Here is a 23950-nt window from a genome sequence, read left to right on the forward strand (position 1 = left end):
TCTTGCACCAGCGGAAGATCCAGAACACCTCCGTCTCCCTCACCGAGCTCGGCTTCGGGGCGTCCGTGATCGGCAACCTCTACCGCGTCACCCCGGTCGACGACGCGACAGCCGCCGTCGACGCGGCCTGGGAGGCCGGCCTGCGGTATTTCGACACCGCACCCCACTACGGCCTCGGCCTCTCCGAGCGCCGCCTGGGCGCCGCCCTGCGCGGCCGTCCGCGCGACGCGTACGTCATCTCCTCCAAGGTGGGCAGGCTGCTGGTGCCCAACGAGGAACCGCGCGGCGTCGACACCGAGGGCTTCGTCGTACGGGACGACCTGCGCCGGCAGTGGGACTTCAGCCGCGACGGCGTGCTCCGCTCCATCGAGGACACGCTGGAGCGCACCGGCCTGGACCGCCTCGACATCGTCTACCTGCACGATCCGGACGACCACTGGCGGCAGGCGGCCGAGGAGGCCATGCCCACCCTCGCCGAACTGCGCGACCAGGGCGTCATCGGCGCGATCGGCGCCGGCATGAACCAGTCGGCGATGCTCGCCCGTTTCCTGCGCGAGACGGCCGCCGACGTGGTCATGCTCGCCGGGCGCTACACACTCCTCGACCAGTCGGCGCTGGACGACGTCCTGCCTGCCGCGCGGGAACTCGGAAAGAGCGTCGTGGCGGTGGGCGTGTTCAACTCGGGACTGCTCTCCCGCGACCGGCCCGCCGAGGGCATGAAGTACGACTACCGGGACGCCCCGTCGGCCCTGGTCGCCCGCGCTCGGGCGATCGCCGAGGTCTGCGAGGCGCACGGGGCCACCCTCCCCGCCGCCGCGATCGCCTTCCCGCACACGCATCCCAGTATCATCAACGTCACCCTCGGCATGCGGACTCCGGAACAGGTCGGACGAAACGTGGAACTCCATGATCAGCGCGTCCCCGACAGTCTCTGGGACGATCTGCGCGCGCAGGGGCTGATCAGGTCGGACGTGCTCGCGGGGCACGGTGGGGGGAGGGATGTGCGGTGTCTCTGACGGACAAGGCCATCGAGCAGATCCGTGAGCTGATCCGGACCGGTGCCCTGCCTCCGGGGTCGAAGCTACCGCCGGAGCCGGACCTGGCCGCCCAGCTGGGCCTGTCCCGCAACCTCGCCCGCGAAGCGGTCAAGGCCCTGGCCGTGGCCCGGGTCCTGGAGGTCAGGCGCGGCGACGGCACGTATGTGACCAGCCTGCAGCCGAGTCTGCTCCTGGAGGGGCTCGGCGGTGCGGTGGAACTCCTGCAGGGTGACTCGGTCGCCCTGCAGGACCTCATGGAGGTACGGCGACTCCTCGAACCGATGGCCACGGCCCTTGCCGCCACCCGGATCTCCGACGCTCAGCTGGCCGAGGTGAAGCGGCACCTGGACGCCATGCGCGAGGCCCGCGACGACGTCGAACGGCTCAACGCCCACGACGCCGCCTTCCACCGCGCCGTCGTCTCGGCGACGGGCAACGAGACCCTCCTCACCCTCCTGGAAGGGATCTCCGGCCGCACCCTGCGCGCCCGCATCTGGCGCGGTCTGGTCGACGACAAGGCGGCGGGCCGCACCCTGGCCGAGCACGAGGCGATCTTCAACGCCCTGTCCACCCGCGACGCCGCCCTCAGCCAGGCCGCCGCGCTGCTGCACGTGAGCAACACCGAGCAGTGGCTGAGGGAACACCTGCGCTCAGGCGCACCTCTCCCTTTCGGGACGACAGCGTCACACAGGCCCTAATCTCTCAAGATGCGCCACCGGTTGTCGGCAGTGCCGTTGTCCGAGTCCTGGACCGCGAACGCGCCGACAGCGGTGGAGTTGTCCGCGATGGCGAGCAACTTGCCGCTGTGCACGTTGCGGATCTTGTAAGTCCCGTCTCCCTGGTCGAGCAGCGTCCATCTGTGGTCGGCGGTGCCGTTGTCCGACCACTGCAGGACCGTCGCACCATCTGTCGTGGACATGTCCTGAACGCCGAGCACCTTGCCGCTGTGGGCATTGCGGAAGCGGACCGCGTTTCCGTCGGTGATCATTTGCCAGTCGTGGTCGGCGGTGCCCGAGTCGTGCCACTGCAGAGCGCGGCCACCGTCGGCCGTGGACATGTTCTGGATGCCCAGCACGAGACCGCTGCCCACGTTGGCGAGACGGACGGTTCCGCTGGTGTTCCAGTAGACGGTGTAGTTGTGGCCGTGCGCGTCGTGGAACGGGCCCAGGTTAACGGTGGAGCCGTTGGCGGTGGCGGTGAAGGCGAGCGAACTGCTGCTGGTCCGTGTGATCGAGGACGTGTTCAGCGACGGGAGGGAGCTGAGCGCGGAGTTGCCGTAGTTGCCGGACAGGACCACCGGGCCGTAGGTGATCGCGGCGACGTTCGCGTTGTCGTTGGCCGCTCGCATGATGACCCGCATGGGCAGGCGGACGGTCACCGTGTCGCCGGAGGCCCACGAGCGGCTGAGGGTGGCGTAGCTGCCGGGGGTGGTGGTGATGGTCTGCGCGACGCCGTTGACGCTGACAGTGGCCCCGGTGGTCCAGCTCGGGATGCGGATGCGCATGGCCCAGGTTCCGCTGGCGTTGCCGGTGACGTGCAGGGTCGTGGTGTCGCTGTTCGGGTACGACGTGGTCTGGGTGACCGTGATTCCGCGCTCCGACCAGTTGAGCACCGAGGGCACGAACATGTTCACGATCAGCGTGTTGTCGCTGCGGAAGTAGATGGAGTCCATCAGCCTGGTGTGCATCTCCAGGCCCGTGCCCTGGCAGCACCAGAAGGTGCCGTAGTCGGTGCTCCAGGTGCCGCCGCCCCACGCCGGGCCCACACCGCGTCGGCCGCCCGGGTTGAGCGGGGTGAAGTAGGTGACATGGCCGTGGTCGTCGGCCGGGTTCTGCTGGCCGATCATCTGGTTCAGCCAGGCCCGCTCGTAGTAGTCGAACAGCGCCACCCGGTTCGGGTCCAGGGCGAAGAGTTCCCGGGTGAGGGTGAGCATGTTGAAGGTGTTGCAGCTTTCGCACGTGTCCTTGTTCAGGAAGCCGGCGATGGCGTTCGGGGCGCGGAAGTGCTCGGCCTGGCTGTTGCCGCCGATGGCATAGGTGTGCGAGTTGACGCAGATGTTCCAGGCGTTGGTGGCGATGTCCCGGTAGCGGGTCGTGCCGGTGGCCTTGTACTCCCGGGCGGCCCCGATCCACTTGGGTACCTGAGTGTTCGCGTGCAGTCCGCTGAGCTGGTCCTGGCCTGCGGCCAGGGGGTCGAACACGGCGGCGTGGTCGAACCGCCGGGCGACGGTGAGCCACCGCGCGTCGCCTGTCTGCTGGTAGAGATCGGTCAGCACGGTGTTCATGCCGCCGAACTCGGTCTGCAGCATGGCCTGCATCTGCTGGCCGCTCAGGCGGCCGGTGCGCCAGTCGACCCAACCCGCCAGGGCGAGCAGCACGTCACGGGCTTGCGTGCTGCCGATGTGGCGCCATACGTCCAGCAGGCCGACGAGGGTCTTGTGGATGGTGTAGTACGGCACATTGCCGTTGCTCAGGGTCCGCTGCTCGAGAGCGGTGAAGTCGGACTCGGGATAGCCGGAGAGGTACCCGGCGTTGAAACCGGCGGTGCTGTTGTTGGCTTGGCATTTGGCCAACTCCGCGACCATGGTGGTGGCCTTGTCCCGGCAGGTGGTGTCCCCGGTCACGGCGTACAGCTGTGCCCATGCCGTGAGGAAGTGCCCTTGGACGTGGGTGCGGAAGGGGAAGTCCGGCGCGTCCCAGCCGCCGTTGGCGGCCGCGCCGTTGGTGGACAGCCGGTGGTTGGCGCGGAAGTTGTACAGCAGCCGGTCGACATCGACGAACCGCAGGTAGTTGCGCGTACGGTCCTGGTTGTCCAGCCACCGGCTTGCGGTGAGCCGGACCTGGCCGAGTTCGAAGGGGTGCGCGGAGACACCGATGTCGGCCCGTGCGGGGGGTATGGCCGCATGGGCGGGAGAACTGCCGAAGAAGGATCCGGTGGCAGACGCGGCGGCGGTGGCCCCGGCTGCTTGCAGGAGGCGCCGTCTGCTGACGGAGTAAGACATCTTGCACCCTTTCGTGACGAGAGAGTCCGTCGGAGCTGCCCGCGGGGTAACAGGCCGCGGTTGTGGCTCACTGGGTGTAGAAGGTGGCGTCGGCCCGGTCGGTCGCCGTGCTGAGAGCCTGGACCTGCAGCAGGTAGTCGTAGTGCCGGATGTAGCGGCCCGGGAGGTTGTACGACTCGTACGAGATGCCGGCGGAGTCCGCCAGGCCGGCCCGGGCGGTGAAGGAGGCGTCACCGGCGAACAGCGACGTCCCGTCGTTCTTCTCCACCCACACAGCTGAGTTCTTGTGGCGCAGGAAGTAGCCGGGGAAGTTCGCCGACTCCAGCGAGACGGTGCTGCTGCCGGCGAGACCGGTGACCAAGCGGAACTGCGAGTCGGCGAGCGGCGAGACGTTCGGTTCGATCTTGGCGCGGTACTCCCAGTGGCGGATGAACCGGTCGGGGAAGTTGTACGAGGAGAGCCGGATCGGGGTGAGACCGTCGGCGACCGGGATGCCGAAGTCGGGGGTGCCGTCGGCCTTCCAGTAGATCTTCTGGACGCGGGTGCGCCGGTTGGGGTCGTTGAGCGGGGAACCGCTGATGTCCCTGTAGCTACGGTCGTGGTAGACGAGGATGTCCGACTTGCCGTCCTCGGAGACCGTGAACTGGTTGTGCCCGGGGCCGTACTGGCTGGTGGCGGCGTTGCTGGCGAAGACCGGGCCGGCGCTCTTGGCCCACGACGACGCGCTCAGCAGGTTGGCGGAGGCGGACGCGGTCAGCATGCCCATGCAGTAGTTGGCGTCGGTGGCGCTGGCCGAGAAGGTCATGAAGACCTTGCCGCCCCGCTGGATCACGGCCGGGCCCTCGTTGACCGTCTCGCCTCCTGCGGTCTCCCACGAGGCGGTCGGCCGGCTGATCATGACCGGAGTGCCGGTGATGGTCCACGGGCTGGACATGCGCGCTATGTAGATGTTGGTGCCGCGGCCGACGGCCGGGTCGTTCTGCGCCCAGGAGAGGTAGCGGTTGCCGTTCACGGCGAAGGTCGTCGCGTCCAGGGAGAAGGTGTCCAGCGGCAGCGCGATACGGCCCTTCTCCGTCCAGGTGCCCGTGATCGGGTTCGCGGCCGTGCACTCCAGGACGTACGGCCGGATCCGCCAGATGTCGTTCGCGGCGCCTGCGGCGAAGTAGATGTACCACTTGCCGTCGATGAAGTGGATCTCCGGGGCCCAGATGTGGGCGCCCATTTCACCGGTGGCGTGCTTGGTCCAGATGGTCGTCTCTGGGGCCGACGTGAGCCCCTGGATCGTGGTGGCCCGGCGCAGCACGATCCGGTCGTACGCCGGCACCGTGGCGGTGAAGTAGTAGAAACCGTCCGTGTGTTTGAAGATGTGCGGGTCGGCCCGCTGCTCGGCGATGGTGTTCGTGTACGTCACACCGGGTGACGCGGGCACGGCGGCGTGGGCGGGGCCGGCCGAGACACCGGTGAAGGTGGCGGCTGCCGAGCCGGCGATCATGCCGAGGACCGTTCGACGGGTGAGCGCAGGTCTCACGGAGTGCTCCCTCTGGTGCTGATGGTGCGGAGATACCGTCTGTTCGCACCTTGCCGGTATTTCGAACACCGTTCGTAAACTCGGCCAGAAGATAGGTCCTGCACCTGTCCAGGTCAACGCTTCTGTCACAAAGGCATGCCTGGCGTCGGCGGCGCTCGGAGCACTTCCGAAAGGCGAGCCTGAGTGCGGCATGCGCGCGATCGAGTCGGGGGAGTGCGGCGGATGTCGGACGTATTGACGCACCCTGTTTCGCCCACTTAATGTCTGCCCGATCTTACGAACGCCATTCGATATACCGCACAACTCGACTGGTGTGACAGCGAGTTCGCTACGGAGGCCGCCCCCGGCCCGACCACCGGGAGTCGCACGAGAACAGGACGCAGGAGACACCCTCGCTCACCGGGATCCAGTCGGCTCTTTCGCGTCGTGCGGTAGCCCGCCCTGGGCTCAACGACAGGAGATGTGGATGTCCGCGCTTCGCGCCCGGCTGTCGGTGATGTTGCTCGCCGTATGCCTGCTCTTCACAGGCCAAGCTCTGGTCACACCGCAGCGGGCAGCCGCCGCCGACCCGGGCTACCTGATGCTGCACTTCACCGGGGAGGGGGCGAACGGTCAGCAGATGTACCTCTCGCACAGCGCGGACGGTCTCCACTGGAACGACCTCAACGGCGGGGCGCCGATCCTGCGCTCCACGGTCGGCACGAAGGGGGTGCGTGACCCCGCACTCGTGAGATCCCCCGACGGCGGCAAGTACTGGATCATCGCGACCGACCTGTGCATCAGCTGCGGCCAGAACTGGGAGACCGCCGTGTACAACGGCAGCCGCAACCTCGTGGTGTGGGAGTCGACGGACCTGATCAACTGGTCGGAGCCGTGGCTGCTCGACGTCGCCGGCGCGATCCCCGACGGACGCAACGCCTGGGCGCCGGAAGCGCACTTCGACCCGGCCACCAACAACTACGTCCTGTACTGGGCGACGAACAAGCCTGTCAACGGCGTGAAGAAGCACCGCATCTACTACGCCCACACCAGCGACTTCCGCACCATCACCACCCCGCAGATCTACATCGAGCGCCCCGGCATGCAGGAGATCATCGACACCCAGATCGTCGAGATGCCCGCCGGCGTCGGCAACTACCGCTACGTGCGCGCCTCCGGCGACGGCCAGATCACCCTCGAAGGCAGCAACTCGATCCTCGGCACCTGGACGAACCTCGGCGACCTCTCCGGCATCGGCCTGACCGGCGCCCAGGTCGAGGGCCCGATGTGGATGAAGTTCCGCGACCGCAACGAGTGGGCGCTCTACCTCGACCAGTACTCCTCCGGACGCGGTTACATGCCCGTCACGACGACCAACCCCTCCGCCCCCGGCACCTACCAGATGCCGACGGCGGGAAGCTACGACATGGGCGCACTCAAGAAGCGCCACGGCTCGATCCTGAACCTCACGGCCGCCGAGGAGTCCCGCGTCCTCGCCCGCTGGAGCGACATCCCGGCCAAGCGGCTGCAGTCGTACAACTTCCAGGACCGGTACGTGCGCCACGCCGCCTTCGACGTGCGCATCGACCAGAACATCACCGGCCCCGACGCCCAGTTCCGGCTGCGGCCCGGCCTTGCGGGCTCCGGCACCGTCTCCTTCGAGTCGGTGAACTACCGAGGCTACTTCCTGCGGCACGTCAACAACGACTTCCAACTGGTCCGCAACGACGGCACCGCCCAGTTCGCCGGGGACGCCACCTTCCGTCAGGTCGCCGGACTCGCCGACTCGACCTGGTCCTCCTTCCAGTCCTACAACCACCCCGATCGCTACATCCGCCACTACGCCTACCAACTGCGCCTCGACCCGATCACCACCACGACAGGACGCAGCGACGCCACCTTCCGCGTCACGAACTGACCTGCCACCGGCAGGCAGCGAGCGCCATACATCCCATCAAAAGTCGTGAGGTAAGCCCTAGCTGAAGGCCAACTCCAGGATTTGGGGGACTTGTCCCTTGACAGTGATGGGATGTAAAGGCAATCTCCCTCCGAATCCCGGCGCGAGCGATGTGCGGCGGACCACCTGCAACCACCGGAAGGCCACATGAGACTCCTCCAACGAAGCGGGGTTCGAGTCGCCGGTACGGCCGCCGCCGTCCTCGCCGGCCTGGGCTCGGTCACCGCGGTGCCCGCGTCCGCCGCCACGCCGGGGAGCTGGACCTCGGTCCAGCCCGGTGTTGCACAGAGCGGCTGTGACGGCGTGCGCGCCACCGTGGCGCTGGACGTGAACGGAGCCCTCTCGCTCGGCGCGAGCTGGAACTGCCGCCAAGCCCTGCTACCCGCTCCGATCGGGCTGGTGACCAGCCAGGCCGACTTCACCACCGGACTGGACTTCGTCAGACGCACGGATACGCCCGTCTCGTACGACTACGAGGTCAAAGCGGGGAAGTCCCGCGTCCGGGCGCGCTCCGCGACCGAGACGAGACTGGTGTTCGCGAAGGGCTCCGCGCAGATGACCGTGCACGTCCGCACGTCCGCGGACGGTATGGCGCTGCGCTACGAGCTGCCGTCGGGTGCGACGGTGCTGAGAGAGGCGACGTCGTTCGAACTGCCGACCGACGCCCAGTTGTCCCGGCAGGTGTTCAGTCCCGATCACGAGAGGGGTTATGCGACCTCCACGGTCGCCGACGTCCCGACGGGCTCCTACGACATGGGCATGTTCGCCCAACAGACCAACGGCGCACGGGTGTTGCTCGCCGAGTCCGGTGTGGACGGCAACTACTCGGGTGGCCAGTTCACCCACACCCAGGGCACCGGCCGGTTCACCGTCGCGCTGGCCGACGCGCAGATCGTGCGGTCCGGCGCGTTCACCACAGCGTGGCGCACCGCCGCCATCGGCAGCACGGCGACGGTCGTGGAGTCCACGCTGGTCGACGACGTCGCGCCCGCGTCGAAGATCTCCGACACCTCGTGGATCAAGCCCGGTGTCGCCGCGTGGCCGTGGCTGGACGGCATGTGGGACACCCAGCGCGACCTGACCAAGCTCAAGCAGTGGGCCGACTACGCCTCCTCGCAGGGCTGGCCCTACCTTCTGGTGGACGACGGGTGGAAGGACAACCAGGCGATCATTCCCGAGCTCGTGGCCTACGCCCGGGACCGCGGCGTGCGGATCATGCTCTGGTACCACTGGCAGGACCTGGACACGGCCGCCGAGCGGGAAGCCCAGTTCACCAAGATCACCGGGTGGGGTGTCGTCGGCGTCAAGATGGACTTCATGGGGTCCGAGAGCCAGGCCCGTCAGCAGTGGTACGACGCGGCCCTGGCCGACACCGCCCGGTACAAGTTGATGGTCGACCTGCACGGCTCGCGCCTGTCCGTCGGCGTCCACCGCACCTGGCCGCACGTGCTGACCAACGAGGCCGTCCGCGGCGAGGAGTACCCCGGGGGCCGGGACATCGGGCACGTGGCCGCACTCCCGTTCACTCGCGGCCTCCTGGGCCCGGCCGACTACTCGCCGATGAGCTTCCAGCAGCGCAACCCGAACAGCGACGCCGCCGAACTCGCCCTCGGCGTACTCCTGGACAGCGGCATCATGCTGCCCGGCAGCCGCATCTCGGACTACCAGGCCCGGCCCGAGGCACAGCGGTGGATGCGCATGCTGCCGACCGCGTGGGACGAGACGAAGTACGTCTCCGGCGACCCGCTCACCGGAGGGGTCATCGCGCGCCGCGACGGCGACCGTTGGTTCGTCGGGGCTTTCCGGCGCGGCGGCGCCACCACCATCAGCTACCCGACCACGTTCCTCGGCTCCGGCACCTGGCACGCGGAGATCACCACCGACGGCTCCACCGGCCTGACCCGCACCAGCAAGGTCATCCAGGCCGGTGACACGCTGAGCGTCCCGGCGGTCGCGGGCGGCGGCCACGTGGTCAAGCTGACCAAGGTCCCCGCCATCCCGACCGGGAACCGCACGGTGACCGTCGCCGGCAGCAGCCACGTACTCGACGTGAAGGGCGCAAGCCTCGCGGACGACGCCGAGATCATCCGCTGGCCCGGCACCGGCGGCACCAACCAGCGCTTCGCGTTCGTGCCCCTCGGCGACGGATACACGCGGATCGTCAACCAGGCGAGCGACAAGGACGTCGTCGTCCAGTGGGCCTCACGCGACGCGGGCGCGAAGGCCATCCAGTACCCGTACGAAGCCAACGCGAACACCAACGACGAATGGCTGGCGGAAGACGCGGGCAACGGCCGTATCCGGCTCCTCAATCGCCACAGCGGTCTCTACCTCACCGCGGGCGCCGCCCAGGGCGACCGGTTGGAGCAACGCCCGTACGACGGCGCCGACCACCAGCTGTTCACCGTCTCCTGACGCCCCTGATCGAACACCCCCGAATCACGCGAGCTCACTCAAGGAAGACGAGGCCCCCATGCACAGACGAAGTTTCAGCCGCAGACACCTGCCTGCGGGCCTGGCCGCCACGGTTGCGGTCCTGGTCTCGTTGGCGGCGATGCTCGTCGCCAACCCGGCTCAGGCGGCCACCAGCGGCGCCCTGCGCGGTGTGGGTTCCGGCCGGTGTCTCGATGTGCCGGGCGCCGGCCAGACCGACGGCACGAACGTGCAGATCTGGGACTGCACAGGCGGGACCAACCAGCAGTGGACGCTCACGGACAGCAACCAGCTGACCGTGTACGGCAACAAGTGCCTCGATGTCCCGGGCCACGCCACCACGGCCGGTACCCGGCCGGTGATCTGGTCCTGCAACGGCGGTACGAACCAGCAGTGGCGGGTGAACTCCGACGGCACGGTCGTCGCTGTGGAGTCCGGGCTGTGCCTGGACGTCAGCGGCGGCGCCACGGCCAACGGCACGGCGGTGCAGCTGTGGAACTGCACCGGCGGCAGCAACCAGAAGTGGACCGGCCTGTCCGGGACGACCAACTCCTGTGCTCTTCCGTCGACGTACCGGTGGAGCTCGACGGGGCCGCTGGCGCAGCCGGCCAACGGGTGGCTCTCGCTGAAGGACTTCACCACCACGACGTACAACGGCAAGCACCTGGTCTACGCGACGTACTCCGACGGCAACTGGCAATCGATGGGCTTCAGCCCCTTCACGAACTGGTCGGACATGGCGACGGCCGGACAGACCGGCATGAGCCAGTCCGCGGTGGCGCCCAAGCTGTTCTACTTCGCGCCCAAGAAGATATGGGTGCTGGCCTCGAATGGGTGGGGTACCCAATGGCCCTTCGTCTACCGCACGTCGAGCGACCCCACCAACCCCAACGGCTGGTCCGCGGCCCAGCCGCTGTTCACCGGCAGCCTCCCCACCGGCGGCCCGATCGACCCGACCCTGATCGGTGACGGCCAGAACATGTACCTGTTCTTCGCCAATGACAAGGGCGGCATCTTCAAGTCGACCATGCCGATCGGGAACTTCCCGAGCAGCTTCGGCTCGTCGTACACGACGGTCATGACCGATACGGAGAAGAACCTGTTCGAGGCGCCGGAGGTCTACAAGGTCCAGGGCCGGAACCAGTACCTCATGATCGTCGAGGCTCGCGGTGTGAATGAGGACCGCTTCTTCCGGTCGTTCACGGCCTCCAGCCTGGACGGTCCGTGGACCCCGCAGGCCGCCACCGAGAGCAACCCCTTCGCGGGCAAGGCCAACAGCGGCGCCACCTGGACCAACAGCATCAGCCACGGTGACCTGGTCCGCAACAACCCCGACCAGACCATGACCGTCGACGCGTGCAACCTGCAGTTCCTCTACCAGGGCCTGTCCCCCACCACACCGTCGGACACCCCCTACGTGCGACTGCCGTACCGGCCGGGCCTGCTCACCCTGCAACGCTGACCCGCGAGGAACCCCAGCCGCACGTCGGCTGGGGTTCCTCTCCTTCTTGGCGGGAGTACCCCTTCGCGGTGATCAGCAGGCCTACGGCCAAAGCAGGTCAGCCGAGCAAAGCGGCGACGTAGGCCCCCTCGCGGACGAAGACGGGAACGCGCTCCAGCGGGGCGTCCACTTCGAGCGCCGTCCCTCCCTCCCTCCCATGTCCGGTGACCAGGTCGAGCCAGCGGGCGCCGGACGGCAGATACACCCGGCGGGCCCGGGCGCCCGCCTCGTACACGGGTGCCACCAGCACGTCGGGGCCGAGCAGGAACTGGTCGTCCACGTCCCAGGCGCGCTCGTCCTCGGGGAAGTCGAAGAACAGCGGGCGCATCGGCGGTGCGCCGGTGCGGTGGGCCTCCTCGGACAGCCTCATCAGGTACGGGCGCAGGCGCTCGCGCAGCAGCAGGTGGTCCCGGAGGATGCCGTACGCCTGCTCCCCGTAGGACCAGACCTCGTTCCGGCCGCCGGTCATGTCCGCCGAGAAGGTGGGGTGGTTGGGCTTCCGGTCCCCGTGCAGTCGCATGACGGGGCTGAAGGTGCCGTACTGGAACCACCGGATCAGCAGCTCACGGTACGCGGGGTCGTCCGGGTCGCCGCCGCCGAAGCCGCCGATGTCGGTGTTCCACCAGGGGATGCCGCTCATCGCGACGTTCAGCCCGGCCCTGATCTGGCGCGCGAGGGAGTCGAAGGTGGTGGGGATGTCGCCGGACCACAGCAGGGCCCCGTGACGCTGGCTGCCCGCCCACGCGGAGCGGACCAGCGACAGCGGCCGGTCCTCGCCCGCCGCGCGCAGGCCGTCGGCCACCGCGCGGGTGTGCAGCACGGGGTAGAGGTTCGCGACCTCGGCCGCCGGCCCGGCCGCGTAGACGGCGCGGTCGGCGACCTCCCTGGGCAGGTCGGGCTCGCAGGCGTCCAGCCAGAAGCACCCCACCCCCAGCGAACGATAGTTGTCGTCCAGCCGCTGCCACAGCGCGGCGCGTGCTCCGGGGTGGGTGGCGTCGTAGTACGCCATCGGGCGTGTCAGCGCTTCCCCGCTGTGCCGGGACGGCCACGGGAAGGTGAGCAGGCCGCCGCCGGAGTCCCGTACGAGGTGTCCGGCCGATCGCAGCTCGTCGTGGGTGTCACTGCCGGGCTCGACGGTGGGCCACACCGAGACGGCAAGTCTCACCCCGAGGTCCGTCAGCTCCTCGACCATGGCGGCGGGGTCGGGCCATTCGCTCTCCTCGAAACGCCAGTCGCCCATCCTCGGCCAGTGGAAGAAGTCGCAGACGATGACCGACAGCGGCAGTCCGCGCTCCTTGTACTGCCGTGCCACCGCGAGGAGTTCGTCCTGGGTGCGGTAGCGCAGTTTCGACTGCCAGAAACCGGACGCCCACTCGGGGAGGAGAGGCGGGCGTCCACTGGCCCGGGTGTACGTGTCGATGATCTGGGCCGGGGCGTCGCCGGCGGTGATCCAGTAGTCGACGCGCCCGCCGGCGTCCGCCGTCCACCGGGTGGTGTCGGCGCCCAGTTCGACGCGGCCGGTGGCGGGGTTGTTCCAGAGCAGTCCGTAGCCGCGCGAGGAGTGCAGAAACGGGACGGCGGCCACGGTGTTGCCCTGGACGAGGTCGATCACACAGCCCTTCTGGTCCAGGCGTCCGTGCAGATGCTGCCCCAGGCCGTGCAGTCGCTCACCGTCGTACCCCTCGAAGTGCTGCTCCGTCCGACCGCCCGCCGCGTAGACGCGAGGGCCGGCGTGGTGGGTGTACGGGCTCTTGTCGGCGAGGAGTTCACGGCCCGAGGCGGCGTGGAGGAACCTCAGCCGGCCGTCCGCCGCGGCCTCGACGGCGATGCGGCCGTTGACCAGGTGGGCGGACCCGTCGTCCGACAAGGACAGTTCGGCGTGCGGGGAGGGCGAGGGGCTCTCCAGCGCGCCGGGCGCGGCGGGGTCGACGGTCCCGGACGAAGCCCGCACGCGGACGGCGTCCGGTCCCCAGGGCTCGATGCGGAGGATCTCTTCGGCGGTGTGCCGTTCCAGACCTCCCGCGCGGATGCTGTAGGGCAAGGTAATTCCTTTGTTCCTGTCAAGGGCCTGGACGTTCTCCCGGGAGCTGAGCCCCGGGGAGGGCTCAGCTCCCGGGAGCGGGGGTCATCCGGCGGTCAGAGTGGTCCACTTCTGGTTGGCACCGCCGTTGCAGTCCCACAGCACGAGCTGTGTGCCGTCGACCGTGGAGGAGCCCGGAACATCGAGGCAGCGGCCGGAGGCGGGGTTGCGGTAGCCGCCGTTGTACGGCTGCCAGACCTGGTTGGCGCCGCCGTGGCAGGACCAGAGCTGCACCTTGGTGCCGTTGGCGGTGGCCCCGCCGGCGGCGTCGAGGCACTTGCCCATGGAACGCAGGGTGCCGTCGGTGTAGGCGGACCAGTACTGGTTGGCACTGTCGCCGCAGTTCCACGTCTGGACGGCGGTCCCGTCGGCGGTGTTGGCGCCGTTGACGTCCATGCACTTGCCGGTGATTCCGGACTGTACGCGTGCCGGGGCGGGGGCGGGGTTCTTCAGCCACCCGGCGCTGTCCGCGGACCGGATGCCGCGGTGGAAGGCGTCCGCCATCTTCTGGTAGCCCGAGTCGTTGGGGTGCAGGGGGTCGGCCAGGTCGGCCGTGGTCAGGCTGCTCATGTCGACGAATCCGACGTGTTTGCCCGCGGCCTGTGCGTCGCTGACGATGTTCCGGGTGGCCTGGTTGTACGTGCCCCGGAACCGCTCCTCCGAGCTGCTGGTGGACACGACCAGGGAGGCGACGAGGACGGTTGCGTCGGGGACGTCGGCGGTGATCTGGTTGACCAGCGACTTCAGCCGGGCGATGGCGCTGTCGACCTCGGAGGCGCCTTGGAGGTCGTTGGTGCCGATGTGCAGCGTCACGACGTTGGGCCGGTAGCGGGTCAGCGAGGCATCGGCGAGTGCGGCGATCTGGTCGATGCGGTACCCGGAGTGGCCCTGGTTGTCGGGGTCGGACATCGAACCGCCCCGCAGCGTGCCGACGAAGTCCAGCGGATGGCCGTCCGCCGCGAGCTTGTCCCACAACGGGCCGCGGTAGCCGTTGCCCGTACTGCTTCCCACGCCCCAGGTTATCGAGTCGCCCAACGGCATGACCCGCAAGGGCGTTGTGGAGGCGGCGGAGGCAGGGGCCGCACCTGCCGTTGTCACACCGAGCGCGCCAGCGACAAGGGCGATCAGGGGTAGAACCCAAGGCTTTCTCATGCAGCGTCCTCTTCTGCGAGTGATTGCTGAATCAGCGGGGCTGATCGCCGTACGTGTCAGCGGCTCGGCCGCAGCGCCTTCCCTTCGGCGTCGGCGGCCGCCCTGACGTACTGGCAGAACGGCGTGAGTGGGGGTGTCTCTTGCGCTGTGAGCACTGACAACACCGAGCCCGCCTGGTGTCCCCCTCTGCCCCGGCCCTCCTGTACCGAGCGGGTCGGCCGGAACCGGCCCACAAGCGCATCCGTATAGATACCACGATTGCGGCTGGAACATCCCATGAATGTCAGAGTCAGGATCGGTGCGCGTGGGCCATTCTTGGGCTGCGTCGTGCCGATGGGTGCTTCTGCGGCCTGCTTGCTGTTCTCTTCTTCTCCGAGTCGACCGCGAACATCCCATGTATGGCTTATCGACCGCGAGCACCGACCCGGGATCGGCTGCCCCGTCATGCTGGATCAGCGCACTGTCCCCGCCGTGAAGAGGGCCGTTCAGAGCCGGGCCGATGTACCTGAACAGCCTTGTGATGTCTTGTGGTTAAGACTTTAATCAGCCAGCGTACCCGGCGACGGCGGCCGGGAGCATCACGTGAGGACGCCGGGGTCCTCACGGCCTCGCGGTGCCTGTCGCGGTGTGCGTCACATGGACAAGAGGGGAAGCGGTGGAGGCGACGATTTCACGGGTGCGGCAAGGCACCCTACCTCCGGTCGTTGCGGCGCGGTGGGCGCTGTGGACCTTTGTCATCGTCAACTTGGTGATCGTCGAGGTCTTGTTCCTCACCGCCGGAACCGGCAAGAACGGGGTGCTCACGGTCGCCAAGTTCTTCGGCCTGCACGCCGCCGTGCTGATGCTGTTCCAGCTGCTGCTGGTGGCCCGGCTGCCGTGGCTCGACCGCCGTATCGGCATGGACCGGTTGACGGTGTGGCACCGGTGGGTCGGCTTCACGCTGTTGTGGACCATCCTCACCCACGCCGTGCTGGTGGTGCTGGGCTACGCGAGGCTCGAGGACACGTCGATGACGAAGACGTTCCTCGCGCTGGCCGGAGTGCCGGCCTCCCTGCTCGGGATGCTGGCCGCGGCGATCGTCGTCGTGGTCGCCGCGGTCTCCGCCCGGTATGTGAGGCAGCGGCTGCGGTACGAGACCTGGCACGGCCTGCACCTGCTGCTGTACCTGGCGTTGGGGCTGGCGTTCGTCCACCAGTTGCAGGAGACCACGACCTTCAGCTCTTCCGGGCCCGCGAAAATCTACTGGTGGGCCCTGTGGCTGTTCGCGTTCGGTGCCCTGGTCACGGGGCGGATCGTGATGCCTCTGTGGCGCAACGCCTACCACAGGTTCCGGGTCGCTGAGGTGGTGGCGGAGTCGGACGACGTGGTGTCGGTACGCGTCACCGGCCGCCACCTCGACAAGCTGCCGGCCCGGGCCGGCCAGTTCTGCATCTGGCGGTTCCCCGGGCACAACCACTGGTGGCTGGCCAATCCGTTCTCCCTGTCGGCGGCCCCCGACGGCCGAACGTTGCGCCTGACCGCCAAGGCGGTCGGCAGCACCAGCGCCGGGCTGCGGCACGTCCAGGTCGGGAGCCGCGCGTTCGTCGAGGGGCCGTACGGGGCGTTCACGTCGCTGCACCGCACGCGGCCCGGCGCCCTGCTGATCGCCGGAGGAGTGGGGATCACGCCGGTTCGAGCGCTGCTGGAGGAGGAACCGGCCGGCGACGTCGTCGTGCTCTACCGGGTGCGCAGCGAGAACGACGCCGTGCTGGTCGACGAGGTACGAGCCCTGGTCGCGGACAACGGTGGGCAGCTGCACCTGCTCACCGGCCGCACGGGGGAGGGGAGTCCGCCGTTCGAGCCGGACAGTCTCCGGGCCCTCGTTCCCGACATGACCGAACGGGACGTGTACGTCTGCGGTCCGCCCGCGATGACCTCGGCCGTGCTCAACGCCCTGCGCGGGCTGGGGGTTCCCCACCGGCAAGTGCACGCCGAGCGGTTCGGCCTGGCCTGAGCCCCGCCTGCGGCGGTGTCCGGCCACGGCTTGCGCATGGCCGTGCAAGACGATTCGACAGGGAGAGGACTATGAGCGTTCTTGACGGGATCCTCGCGGGAGTTCGCGAGGACTTGGAGGAGCGTAAGCGTGTGACGCCGTTGGCGGAGCTGCGCTCCCGGGCAGCGGACGCGGCACCCGCGCGTGACCCGCTGCCGGCCTTCCGGTCGCCCGGGGTGTCCATCATCGCCGAGGTGAAGCGAAGGAGCCCCAGCAAGGGGGCGCTGGCGGACATTCCCGATCCTGCGTCCCTCGCGGTCCAGTACGCGGCGGGCGGTGCCGCTGCGATCAGCGTGCTGACCGAGAGCAGGCGTTTCGGCGGGTCACTCGCCGATCTGGACGCCGTACGCGCCCGGGTCGACGTGCCCGTCCTGCGCAAGGACTTCATCATCGACCCCTATCAGCTGTGGGAGGCCCGCGCTCACGGAGCCGATCTCGCGCTTCTCATGGTCGTGTCACTGGACGACGGACGGCTCGCCGACCTGATGGGACTGTGCGGGGAGTTGGGTCTCACGCCGCTCGTGGAGGCGCACACGGCCGACGAAGTGCGGCGCGCCGTCGCCGCAGGAGCCGAGCTCCTCGGCATCAACGCGCGGGACCTGACGACGCTGGACGTGGATCGTGGTGTGTTCGCCGACCTCGTGACGGGCATCCCGGAAGGCACGGTGAGGGTAGCGGAATCGGGAGTGACGGGCCCGAAGGATGTCGCGGAGTACCGCGGTTGGGGAGCCGACGTGGTACTGGTCGGCGAGGCACTGGTCCGCTCGGGGGACCCGCGCAGCGCCGTGCGCGAGTTCATCGAAGCAGCCGGGGCCTGACGGCGGCCGTTCGGCGGTGACGGGTTCGGCTACGGAGCTTTCGCAGAGGTAGCGGCGGTCGAAGGAATCGCCTTCACGCAGCTGGAGTCGCGCCGCAGCGCTCTGCCTGGCCGACGGGCCGACCGTGGGCGGCTGGGCCACCGACCGCCAGTGCCGCCTCAACCGTGGCACCGACGCGGCGGGACGCGTGCGCACGGCCGCCGCATCGGTGGCCGCCGCCGCGCCTGGCGTGACGAGGTCCACGGCGAGTGGTCTCCGCCCTGCCCCGAGAGACCGTCGCTCGACACTGGTCCCGAACCCCGCTCACCGGCTCCCGGGCGTTCCTTCCCCGGTGACCGGCTCGTGCGGCCCCACACCACACCCATCCTCGAGGAACCCTCATGACCGCTGCCTTCCACGTCCTGACCACCGGCTACGCCGACGAGCGGGTGGCCGGTACCGTCACCCTGCTCGTCGACGGCAAGACGGTCGCGGTCGTCGATCCCGGCATGGTCGCGGACCGCCGTCTCATCCTGGACCCGCTCGCGCACCACGGACTGCACCCCGAAGACGTCACCGACGTGGTCTTCAGCCACCATCACCCGGACCACACGCTGAACGCGGCCCTGTTCGCCGAGGCCCGTTTCCACGACCACATGGCGATCTACCAGAACGACATCTGGGAGGACCGTGATGCCGACGGATACCAGCTGTCGCCGTCGATCACGCTCATGACGACACCAGGTCACACCGCCGAGGGCGTCAGCACCCTGGTCACGGCCGACGAGGGTCTGGTGGTCCTGACCCACCTGTGGTGGACCGCCGAGGGACCGGCCGACGACCCCTTCGCGCCCGACCGCGAGCAGCTCCGAGCGGCCAGGGAGAAGGTCCTGGCCCTCGGGCCGGCGCTGATCGTGCCGGGACACGGGGCACCGTTCGCGCCGTCGGGGTCGACGCCCGTGTAGCCCGCCTCATGCGCCACCGGTCGGAGCGCCGAGCGTACCCGGTGTGGCTGGAGCCGACCCGCGGCGACGTAGGTGATGGTGTGCCGTCCGTCGGCCCGACCGGCGGGCCAGGGCCTCGTAGGGCGCCCGCCCGGCCGCCGCCACGAACGTCCGCCGCTGAAGCGGCCCGCCCACGGGCCCCTCAAGGGTGTCGTCGAGGACATCTGGCATCAGATCACTCCTCACCCGGCGGCGGGTCCGGGTCGCCGTCGCCCGGTACGGTGAGTGATTACGTTCTTGACCGCAAGCGATCACACGGCAGTTGGGGTGCCCATGGAGAGCACACCTGTTTGGCGGCGTCCCACACTCGGTGCCGTGGCCGCACGGGCAGGGGTGTCCACGGCCACGGTGTCGAACGCGCTCAACGGCACCGGACGGCTGTCCGAGGCGACCAGGCAGCGCGTGCTTGCCGCGGCGCGGGAACTCGGTTACGCCCCGGCCAGCACGGCCCGTGCTCTGGCCCGCGGGGGCACCGGAGTGCTCGGCCTGACCATGACGACGTACGGCGACCTGCCCGTCCCGTACATCGAGATTCCGTACTACGCCCAGCTGACACTCGGCGCGATGTCGGCGGCGCACGAGCGTGGCTATCTGCTGCTGGCGATGCCGAGTTCCATGTCACCGTGGATGTGGCTGAACACGCCGCTGGACGGCGTCATCCACGGCGGACCGCGCGCCGACGACCCGGTGCGTGCCATCCTGCGGGAGCGTGGCGTACCGATGATCAGCGAAGGCAGGCCGCCCGAGCCGCGTCGATGCGACGCATGGGTGGACGCGGACCACGAAGCGGGCCTGCGCCTGCTGCTCGACCACCTCGCGCGGTCCGGCGCCCGGCGGATCGGGCTCTCCCTGCCCCTTCACGACGACGCGTACCCGCGCCTGATCGCGCATGCCTACCGGTCCTGGTGCGACGAACACCGCACGCCCGCACTCGTGGAGGAGTACGCCTCGCTGCCCGACTACTTCACGGCCGAACAGCACGCGGTCAGCCGGCTGCTCAGCCATGATCCGAGACCGGACGCCGTCATCGGCGTCTACTCCGACTCCGGCCACAACATCCTCGCCGCCGCTCGGCACCACGGTCTTCGGGTGCCGGGCGACCTGCTGGTGGCGTGCGTCAGCGAGGATCCGGACTACGCGACGACCACCCCGCCCGTCACCACCGTCAGCCTCCGCCCCGACCGGGTGGGCGCCGAAGCGGTCGACCTGCTGCTCGCTGTCATCAACGCCCGCGGCGTCGTGGACCGGCGTCGGCTCGTGCAACCGGTGCTGCTCCCTCGCCGGTCCACACGACGCGCGGCGCGACGGCGGAACGGCACACCGTGAGGGCACGGCGCCGGATCGAGCTACGGCTCATCGGCGCCGATCCGCACAGCGCCGGGCTCCGGCGTCAGCCGCTGACAGGCGGCCGGCGAGCGCACGGCCTACGGCAGATCGAATCGCGGGGACGGACCGCACGCGCCACGGTGCAGGGGCCACCATGGCGGTCGCCCGCTTCGCCGCGTCGGGATTCGCACTCGTCACTCCGGCACTGATCGAATGGAGCCCCTCGGGCCTCTACGTCCTGCTGACCTTCTTCGCCCTGGTGTCCGGCGGGATCGGCATGCTGATCATCCGGCGCGTTCAGCGGCCCTCGGCCAGTGAGCGGCAGACCGCCAAGGAACCGGCAGTTGGGTCAGCTGGTCGACGGTGCCGCCGGCGCGGGCCACGTGGCAGGCGGTGGCCCCGGTGATCCGGTGCCCGTGCGCGGCCGCCCCTGCTGCGGTCCGGGCAGACTCCCCTGTAGTACATCCGTCGGGCGTGGGCCAGCGCCTCGGAAATCAGCCAGTGGTTGTTGTACCGCACGACCGAGAAATCCTTGATCGCCGCCGCGTCCGGGTACCGCCTGAACCGTCGCCCGGGATCCACGCACCCCGCCGGATAACACTCCCGGCGGGGTGACGGCGTTGCTTGCCGTGGCGTCCCCGCAGCCGCTCGCACCCGCCGCACCCGGAGCCCCCCGGCTGCCCCGGCTCGTTGAGGCGGTCTGTCCCGGCCCCGGCCGACAGGGTTTTCGACGCGTTTCCCGCCGGCCGGGGGCGACCTCAGGTCATGGCCAGGACGGCGGAGATCAGGGCCCGCAGGCAGGCCCGTTCGGCCTCCTCGTCCGGCAGTGTGAGGTGCTGCATCGTCAGCCCGTCGAAGCCCGCGAGGAAGAACCTCGCGATCGTCTCGGCGGGCTGGGCGAGCTGGTGGCCGGTGCGTTCGGCGGCCTCGCTGATCAGCTTCGCCGTCACGGCCGAGATGCCGCGGTAGTGGCCTTGCAGAGCGTCCTGGAGATGGGGCGTGCGCAGGGCGAACAAGGACAGTTCCGTGAGGAGCTGGTAGGACCCGGGCTGTTCGAGCACGGTGTGCCACAGGGCCTCGGCGAGCGTGACGACAGTGTCCTCGAAACCCGCGTCCGTGGGCGCGGCCTGCTCCACCTGGGCGACGAGGTCCTGGGTGAGCTGTTCCATGACGGCCCGGTACAGATCTTCCTTCGTGCCGAAGGTGTAGTGCACGGTCGCCTGTGCCACACCGAGCTCCGCGGCGATGGCGCGCGTGCTGCCGGCGGCGACGCCCTCCCTGGCCATCAGGTCGATGGCGGCCTTGATCAGTTGGGGGCGGCGCTCCGCCACGGATACATGAGCCATGTCGTCATCCTATTCGACTCAGTCTGCCGAACAGGTCGCTCGACAAGTCTTACGTCATGTCCCGCTGCGGGCATCTGTCCGTGTCCTGCCGGAAGCCGAGGCAAGGGCTGACCACACGGAATCCGGGCGCAGGGGCAGGGTGTCGATGCGGATGCCGAGGGCATGGTGAACAGCGTTGGCGAGTGCCGCGGCGATGGGGTTGATGGCCAGTTCGGCGAGGGGTTTGGGGGCAGTTGCGCCCTCGTGGTCGATGAACTGGACATGGGTGGGGGGAAAGTCACCAAGGTGGGGGATCGTGTAGAAACGCAGGTCGGGCGTGGCGATGAGACCGTCCGGACCGGTGGGCAGTTCTTCGCTGAGGGCGCAGCCCAGGCCTTGGACAACGGCTCCTTCGATCTGGGCGCGGCTTTGCTCGGGGTGGACGATGTGCCCGGCGTCGGCGATGTGGACGCTGTCGAGAACGCTGAGGATGCCGGTGTCCGGGTCCACGCAGACGCGGAACCACTGGGCGCTGACGGACAGGGACAGGTCACCGTCGTCCGCGGCGGCCGTGGCGTCGGCGCGCAGGCGGAGACCGGCCGACTCGGCGTAGCGGTGAATGGCGGAGAGGGGCACGACCGTTCCGGCGCAGCGAACGGCGTCCTTCGTGAGGTGGCAGTCGTCCGGTGGGGTGTCGGTGAAGGCGGCTGCCGTGTCGACGAGGAGTCCGGCAAGTCCTTGGCAGGCGCGGGTGACGGCCTGGCCGGTGAGAGGCACGGCAGTGGAGGCGAATCCTCCGGTGTCGTGTTCGAGGATGTCGGTGTCGCCATGGTGCAGCCGGATGCGTGCCGTGCTGGTCCCCAACGTCCGGGCGGCGATACGGCACAGGGCGGTGCCGGCGCCGCTGCCGAACTCCGGGGCTCCGGTGGTGAGGTCATAGCAGCCATCGGCACCCAGTGATGCCTTCGCCTGGGCGATGTGGCCGTCGGCCGGCACGCTGTGGTGGGCGGCGACGGCCAGGCCCTCACCGACGCGGCACCCGGGTGGGGCAGACCGCCCGCCCTCGAGGCGGCGGTCCTGACGTGCCTGCCCCAGGGCGTGGAGTACGTCGTGCAGGGCGTTTCCCATGAGGGCGTGTTGTCCGCCCACGCCGGGAAACGCTGCCCGGTCCGCGGGGCGCAGGCAGGCTCGCTCACGCATGGTCAGCGGATCCAGGCCCAGGCGGCGGGCGATGTCGTCGAGCGCGGATTCGACGGCGAAGACGATCTGTGCGGCACCGTAGCCGCGGAACGCGCCGGAGGGGACGTTGTGGGTGCGCACGCTGTAGGCGTCCACTGTCATGTTCGGGCACCGGTAGGGAGCCAGCCCTTCCGCGCAGCCGGTCTCCAGCACGCCGGGGCCGTGATTGCCGTAGGCGCCGGTGTCGGCGAGCACGTGGATCTTCATCGCCGTGAGCGTGCCGTCACGGCGTGCGCCGATGGTGACCCTGGTCCGGAAGGGATGCCGGGTGGTGGTCGCGGTGAGTTCCTCGGCACGGGAGAGCTCCAGCTGCACCGGGCGACCGGTGTGCAGGCAGGCGAGGGTGGTGATGTCCTCGGTCAGGACCTCCTGCTTGCCGCCGAACGCACCGCCCACGCGGCCCGCGGTGACCCGCACCTGCGCCGAGTCGAAGCCGAAGATGTCACACAGGCGCCGGCGTACCAGGTGCGGGGCCTGCGTGGAGGTGTGCACCCGCAGCCGTCCCTCGTCCGTCCAGACGCGGGCGGCGTGGCACTCCAGAGCGGTGTGCTGGACCCGCTGGGTGGTGAAGGTGTGGTCGTAGACGGTGTCGGCCTCGGCCAGGCCGCCGTCGACGTCGCCCGTGGACCGGTGCAGGTGCGCGATCACGTTGGGCCCGTCGTCGACCTGCACGGCACCAGGCCGCATCGCCTCCTCTGCAGTGACTACGGCGGGAAGCACCTGGTAGGTGACGCGGACCAGACGGCTGGCTTCCTGGGCCGGCGCGGGGTGGTCGGCGATGACGGCGGCGACCCGCTGGCCGACGTGGCGCACCACATCGTCAAGGACCCGCAGGTCGGCCGGGTCGTCCTCGGTGCGCTCGTGCAGTGCTGTGGAGTAACGGGTTGCAGGAGCGTGCCGGTGGGTGAGGACGGCGTGCACGCCCGGCACGGCGAGCGCCGCGCGGGTGTCGATGTCCAGGATGCGAGCGTGCCGGTGCGGGGAGCGCACCAGCGCCAGGTGCAGCATCCCGTCCGGCTCGGGGCCGTCCAGGGTGAATCGCGCGGCCCCGGTGACGACATCGAGCGCGGCCGGGTCCGCCGAGGCGGGGGAGCAGCGGGAGGCAGACGGTGGCGTGCCGTGCCCGGCGGCGGCGCGTGCTGCCCGGCTGATCGAATCGTAGCCGGTGCAGCGGCACAGGTTGCCTTTCAACGCCTGTGGCAGGTCGTCCAGTTGGCTTTGGCTCAGGGCGGCGGTGGTCATGACGAATCCCGGTGTGCAGTAGCCGCACTGGAACCCCTGGGCCCGGGCGAACGCCTCCTGAACCGGATGCAGGAGCCCGCCCGCGCTGAGGCCCTCGACGGTGGTCACCGTGCGGCCGTCGATGCGGTGGGCGGGATACAGGCAGCTGTGCACGGCCATGCCGTCCACGTACACGGTGCATGCCCCGCAGTCCCCGCTGTCGCAGCCCTTCTTCACCCCCGTCCAGCCCTGCTCGCGCAGGTAAGTGCGCAGACACTGCCCCGCCCGGGGCGGCTGATCGCCGGCACGGCCGTTGATGCACACGGTGAAAGGCATCG

General features: G+C 69.4%; 15 protein-coding genes. 9 read left to right on the forward strand and 6 right to left on the reverse strand.

Annotated elements, in window-relative coordinates; all coding sequences use genetic code 11:
* Positions 1–2 precede the first annotated feature (2 nt).
* Both SCNRRL3882_RS39360 and SCNRRL3882_RS39365 read left to right on the forward strand, forming a co-directional pair.
* Positions 3–1016, forward strand: coding sequence for an aldo/keto reductase (locus SCNRRL3882_RS39360; RefSeq protein WP_010038508.1), 1014 nt, complete (start codon positions 3–5; stop codon positions 1014–1016).
* Positions 1007–1735, forward strand: coding sequence for a FadR/GntR family transcriptional regulator (locus tag SCNRRL3882_RS39365; protein WP_010038509.1), 729 nt, complete (start codon positions 1007–1009; stop codon positions 1733–1735). Before SCNRRL3882_RS39360 ends, SCNRRL3882_RS39365 begins: the two co-directional genes overlap by 10 nt.
* Here SCNRRL3882_RS39365 and SCNRRL3882_RS39370 read toward each other — a convergent pair.
* Together SCNRRL3882_RS39370 and SCNRRL3882_RS39375 are read right to left on the reverse strand one after the other, a co-directional pair.
* Positions 1732–4038, reverse strand: coding sequence for a beta-L-arabinofuranosidase domain-containing protein (locus tag SCNRRL3882_RS39370; protein WP_010038511.1), 2307 nt, complete (start codon positions 4036–4038; stop codon positions 1732–1734). The genes SCNRRL3882_RS39365 and SCNRRL3882_RS39370 overlap by 4 nt on opposite strands.
* Before the next feature lie 67 nt (positions 4039–4105).
* Positions 4106–5530 (reverse strand): family 43 glycosylhydrolase, encoded by a 1425-nt coding sequence (locus SCNRRL3882_RS39375; RefSeq protein WP_010038514.1) that lies wholly within the window; start codon positions 5528–5530, stop codon positions 4106–4108.
* Between the two features lie 502 nt (positions 5531–6032).
* Between SCNRRL3882_RS39375 and SCNRRL3882_RS39380 the strand changes: the two genes are divergently transcribed.
* From SCNRRL3882_RS39380 to SCNRRL3882_RS39390, 3 genes are all read left to right on the forward strand, one after another.
* A complete protein-coding gene (locus tag SCNRRL3882_RS39380) occupies positions 6033–7463 on the forward strand; it encodes a glycoside hydrolase family 43 protein (protein WP_029181077.1) in 1431 nt (476 codons plus the stop codon).
* Between the two features lie 186 nt (positions 7464–7649).
* Positions 7650–9917, forward strand: a complete 2268-nt coding sequence (locus SCNRRL3882_RS39385; RefSeq protein ID WP_010038518.1) for a glycoside hydrolase family 97 catalytic domain-containing protein — start codon at positions 7650–7652, stop codon at positions 9915–9917.
* A gap of 58 nt (positions 9918–9975) precedes the next feature.
* On the forward strand, positions 9976–11397 hold the full coding sequence (locus SCNRRL3882_RS39390) for a non-reducing end alpha-L-arabinofuranosidase family hydrolase (RefSeq protein ID WP_029181078.1): 1422 nt from the start codon (positions 9976–9978) through the stop codon (positions 11395–11397).
* Between the two features lie 97 nt (positions 11398–11494).
* Here the strand turns inward: SCNRRL3882_RS39390 and SCNRRL3882_RS39395 are convergent, their stop codons facing one another.
* Entirely contained in the window at positions 11495–13477 is a 1983-nt protein-coding gene (locus SCNRRL3882_RS39395) for a TIM-barrel domain-containing protein (RefSeq protein WP_010038523.1), read from the reverse strand.
* An 84-nt stretch (positions 13478–13561) separates the two neighbouring features.
* Positions 13562–14668: a ricin-type beta-trefoil lectin domain protein gene (locus SCNRRL3882_RS39400; protein WP_029181079.1), complete on the reverse strand. Its 1107-nt coding sequence runs from the start codon at positions 14666–14668 to the stop codon at positions 13562–13564.
* A gap of 655 nt (positions 14669–15323) precedes the next feature.
* On the opposite strand from SCNRRL3882_RS39400, the gene SCNRRL3882_RS39405 reads away from it, so the two are divergent.
* From SCNRRL3882_RS39405 to SCNRRL3882_RS39420, 4 genes are all read left to right on the forward strand, one after another.
* Positions 15324–16661: a ferric reductase-like transmembrane domain-containing protein gene (locus tag SCNRRL3882_RS39405; protein ID WP_173937340.1), complete on the forward strand. Its 1338-nt coding sequence runs from the start codon at positions 15324–15326 to the stop codon at positions 16659–16661.
* A gap of 71 nt (positions 16662–16732) precedes the next feature.
* Positions 16733–17518 (forward strand): indole-3-glycerol phosphate synthase TrpC, encoded by a 786-nt coding sequence (gene trpC / locus SCNRRL3882_RS39410; protein WP_029181081.1) that lies wholly within the window; start codon positions 16733–16735, stop codon positions 17516–17518.
* Between the two features lie 380 nt (positions 17519–17898).
* Positions 17899–18462: an MBL fold metallo-hydrolase gene (locus SCNRRL3882_RS39415; RefSeq protein ID WP_010038531.1), complete on the forward strand. Its 564-nt coding sequence runs from the start codon at positions 17899–17901 to the stop codon at positions 18460–18462.
* A 354-nt stretch (positions 18463–18816) separates the two neighbouring features.
* Positions 18817–19827 carry a LacI family DNA-binding transcriptional regulator gene (locus SCNRRL3882_RS39420; protein ID WP_029181082.1) on the forward strand — a complete coding sequence of 337 codons (1011 nt, stop codon included), beginning with the start codon at positions 18817–18819 and terminating at the stop codon, positions 19825–19827.
* 758 nt (positions 19828–20585) lie between these two features.
* Here SCNRRL3882_RS39420 and SCNRRL3882_RS39430 read toward each other — a convergent pair.
* Together SCNRRL3882_RS39430 and SCNRRL3882_RS39435 are read right to left on the reverse strand one after the other, a co-directional pair.
* The gene (locus SCNRRL3882_RS39430; RefSeq protein ID WP_029181083.1) at positions 20586–21173 is read right to left on the reverse strand and encodes a TetR/AcrR family transcriptional regulator; all 588 of its coding nucleotides are present in this window, start codon (positions 21171–21173) and stop codon (positions 20586–20588) included.
* A gap of 54 nt (positions 21174–21227) precedes the next feature.
* Positions 21228–23948 (reverse strand): molybdopterin-dependent oxidoreductase, encoded by a 2721-nt coding sequence (locus SCNRRL3882_RS39435; protein ID WP_010038539.1) that lies wholly within the window; start codon positions 23946–23948, stop codon positions 21228–21230.
* Positions 23949–23950: the final 2 nt, after the last annotated feature.

This window comes from Streptomyces chartreusis NRRL 3882 (assembly GCF_900236475.1).
In the GTDB taxonomy this organism is placed as follows: domain Bacteria; phylum Actinomycetota; class Actinomycetes; order Streptomycetales; family Streptomycetaceae; genus Streptomyces; species Streptomyces chartreusis_D.

Coding starts and splice junctions, on each gene's coding strand:
- SCNRRL3882_RS39370 (WP_010038511.1), bottom strand. CDS start 4,038: ATGTCTTACTCCGTCAGCAGACGGCGCCTCCTGCAAGCAGCCGGGGCC.
- SCNRRL3882_RS39375 (WP_010038514.1), bottom strand. CDS start 5,530: ATGATCGCCGGCTCGGCAGCCGCCACCTTCACCGGTGTCTCGGCCGGC.
- SCNRRL3882_RS39380 (WP_029181077.1), top strand. CDS start 6,033: ATGTCCGCGCTTCGCGCCCGGCTGTCGGTGATGTTGCTCGCCGTATGC.
- SCNRRL3882_RS39385 (WP_010038518.1), top strand. CDS start 7,650: ATGAGACTCCTCCAACGAAGCGGGGTTCGAGTCGCCGGTACGGCCGCC.
- SCNRRL3882_RS39390 (WP_029181078.1), top strand. CDS start 9,976: ATGCACAGACGAAGTTTCAGCCGCAGACACCTGCCTGCGGGCCTGGCC.
- SCNRRL3882_RS39400 (WP_029181079.1), bottom strand. CDS start 14,668: ATGAGAAAGCCTTGGGTTCTACCCCTGATCGCCCTTGTCGCTGGCGCG.
- trpC (WP_029181081.1), top strand. CDS start 16,733: ATGAGCGTTCTTGACGGGATCCTCGCGGGAGTTCGCGAGGACTTGGAG.
- SCNRRL3882_RS39415 (WP_010038531.1), top strand. CDS start 17,899: ATGACCGCTGCCTTCCACGTCCTGACCACCGGCTACGCCGACGAGCGG.
- SCNRRL3882_RS39430 (WP_029181083.1), bottom strand. CDS start 21,173: ATGGCTCATGTATCCGTGGCGGAGCGCCGCCCCCAACTGATCAAGGCC.
- SCNRRL3882_RS39435 (WP_010038539.1), bottom strand. CDS start 23,948: ATGCCTTTCACCGTGTGCATCAACGGCCGTGCCGGCGATCAGCCGCCC.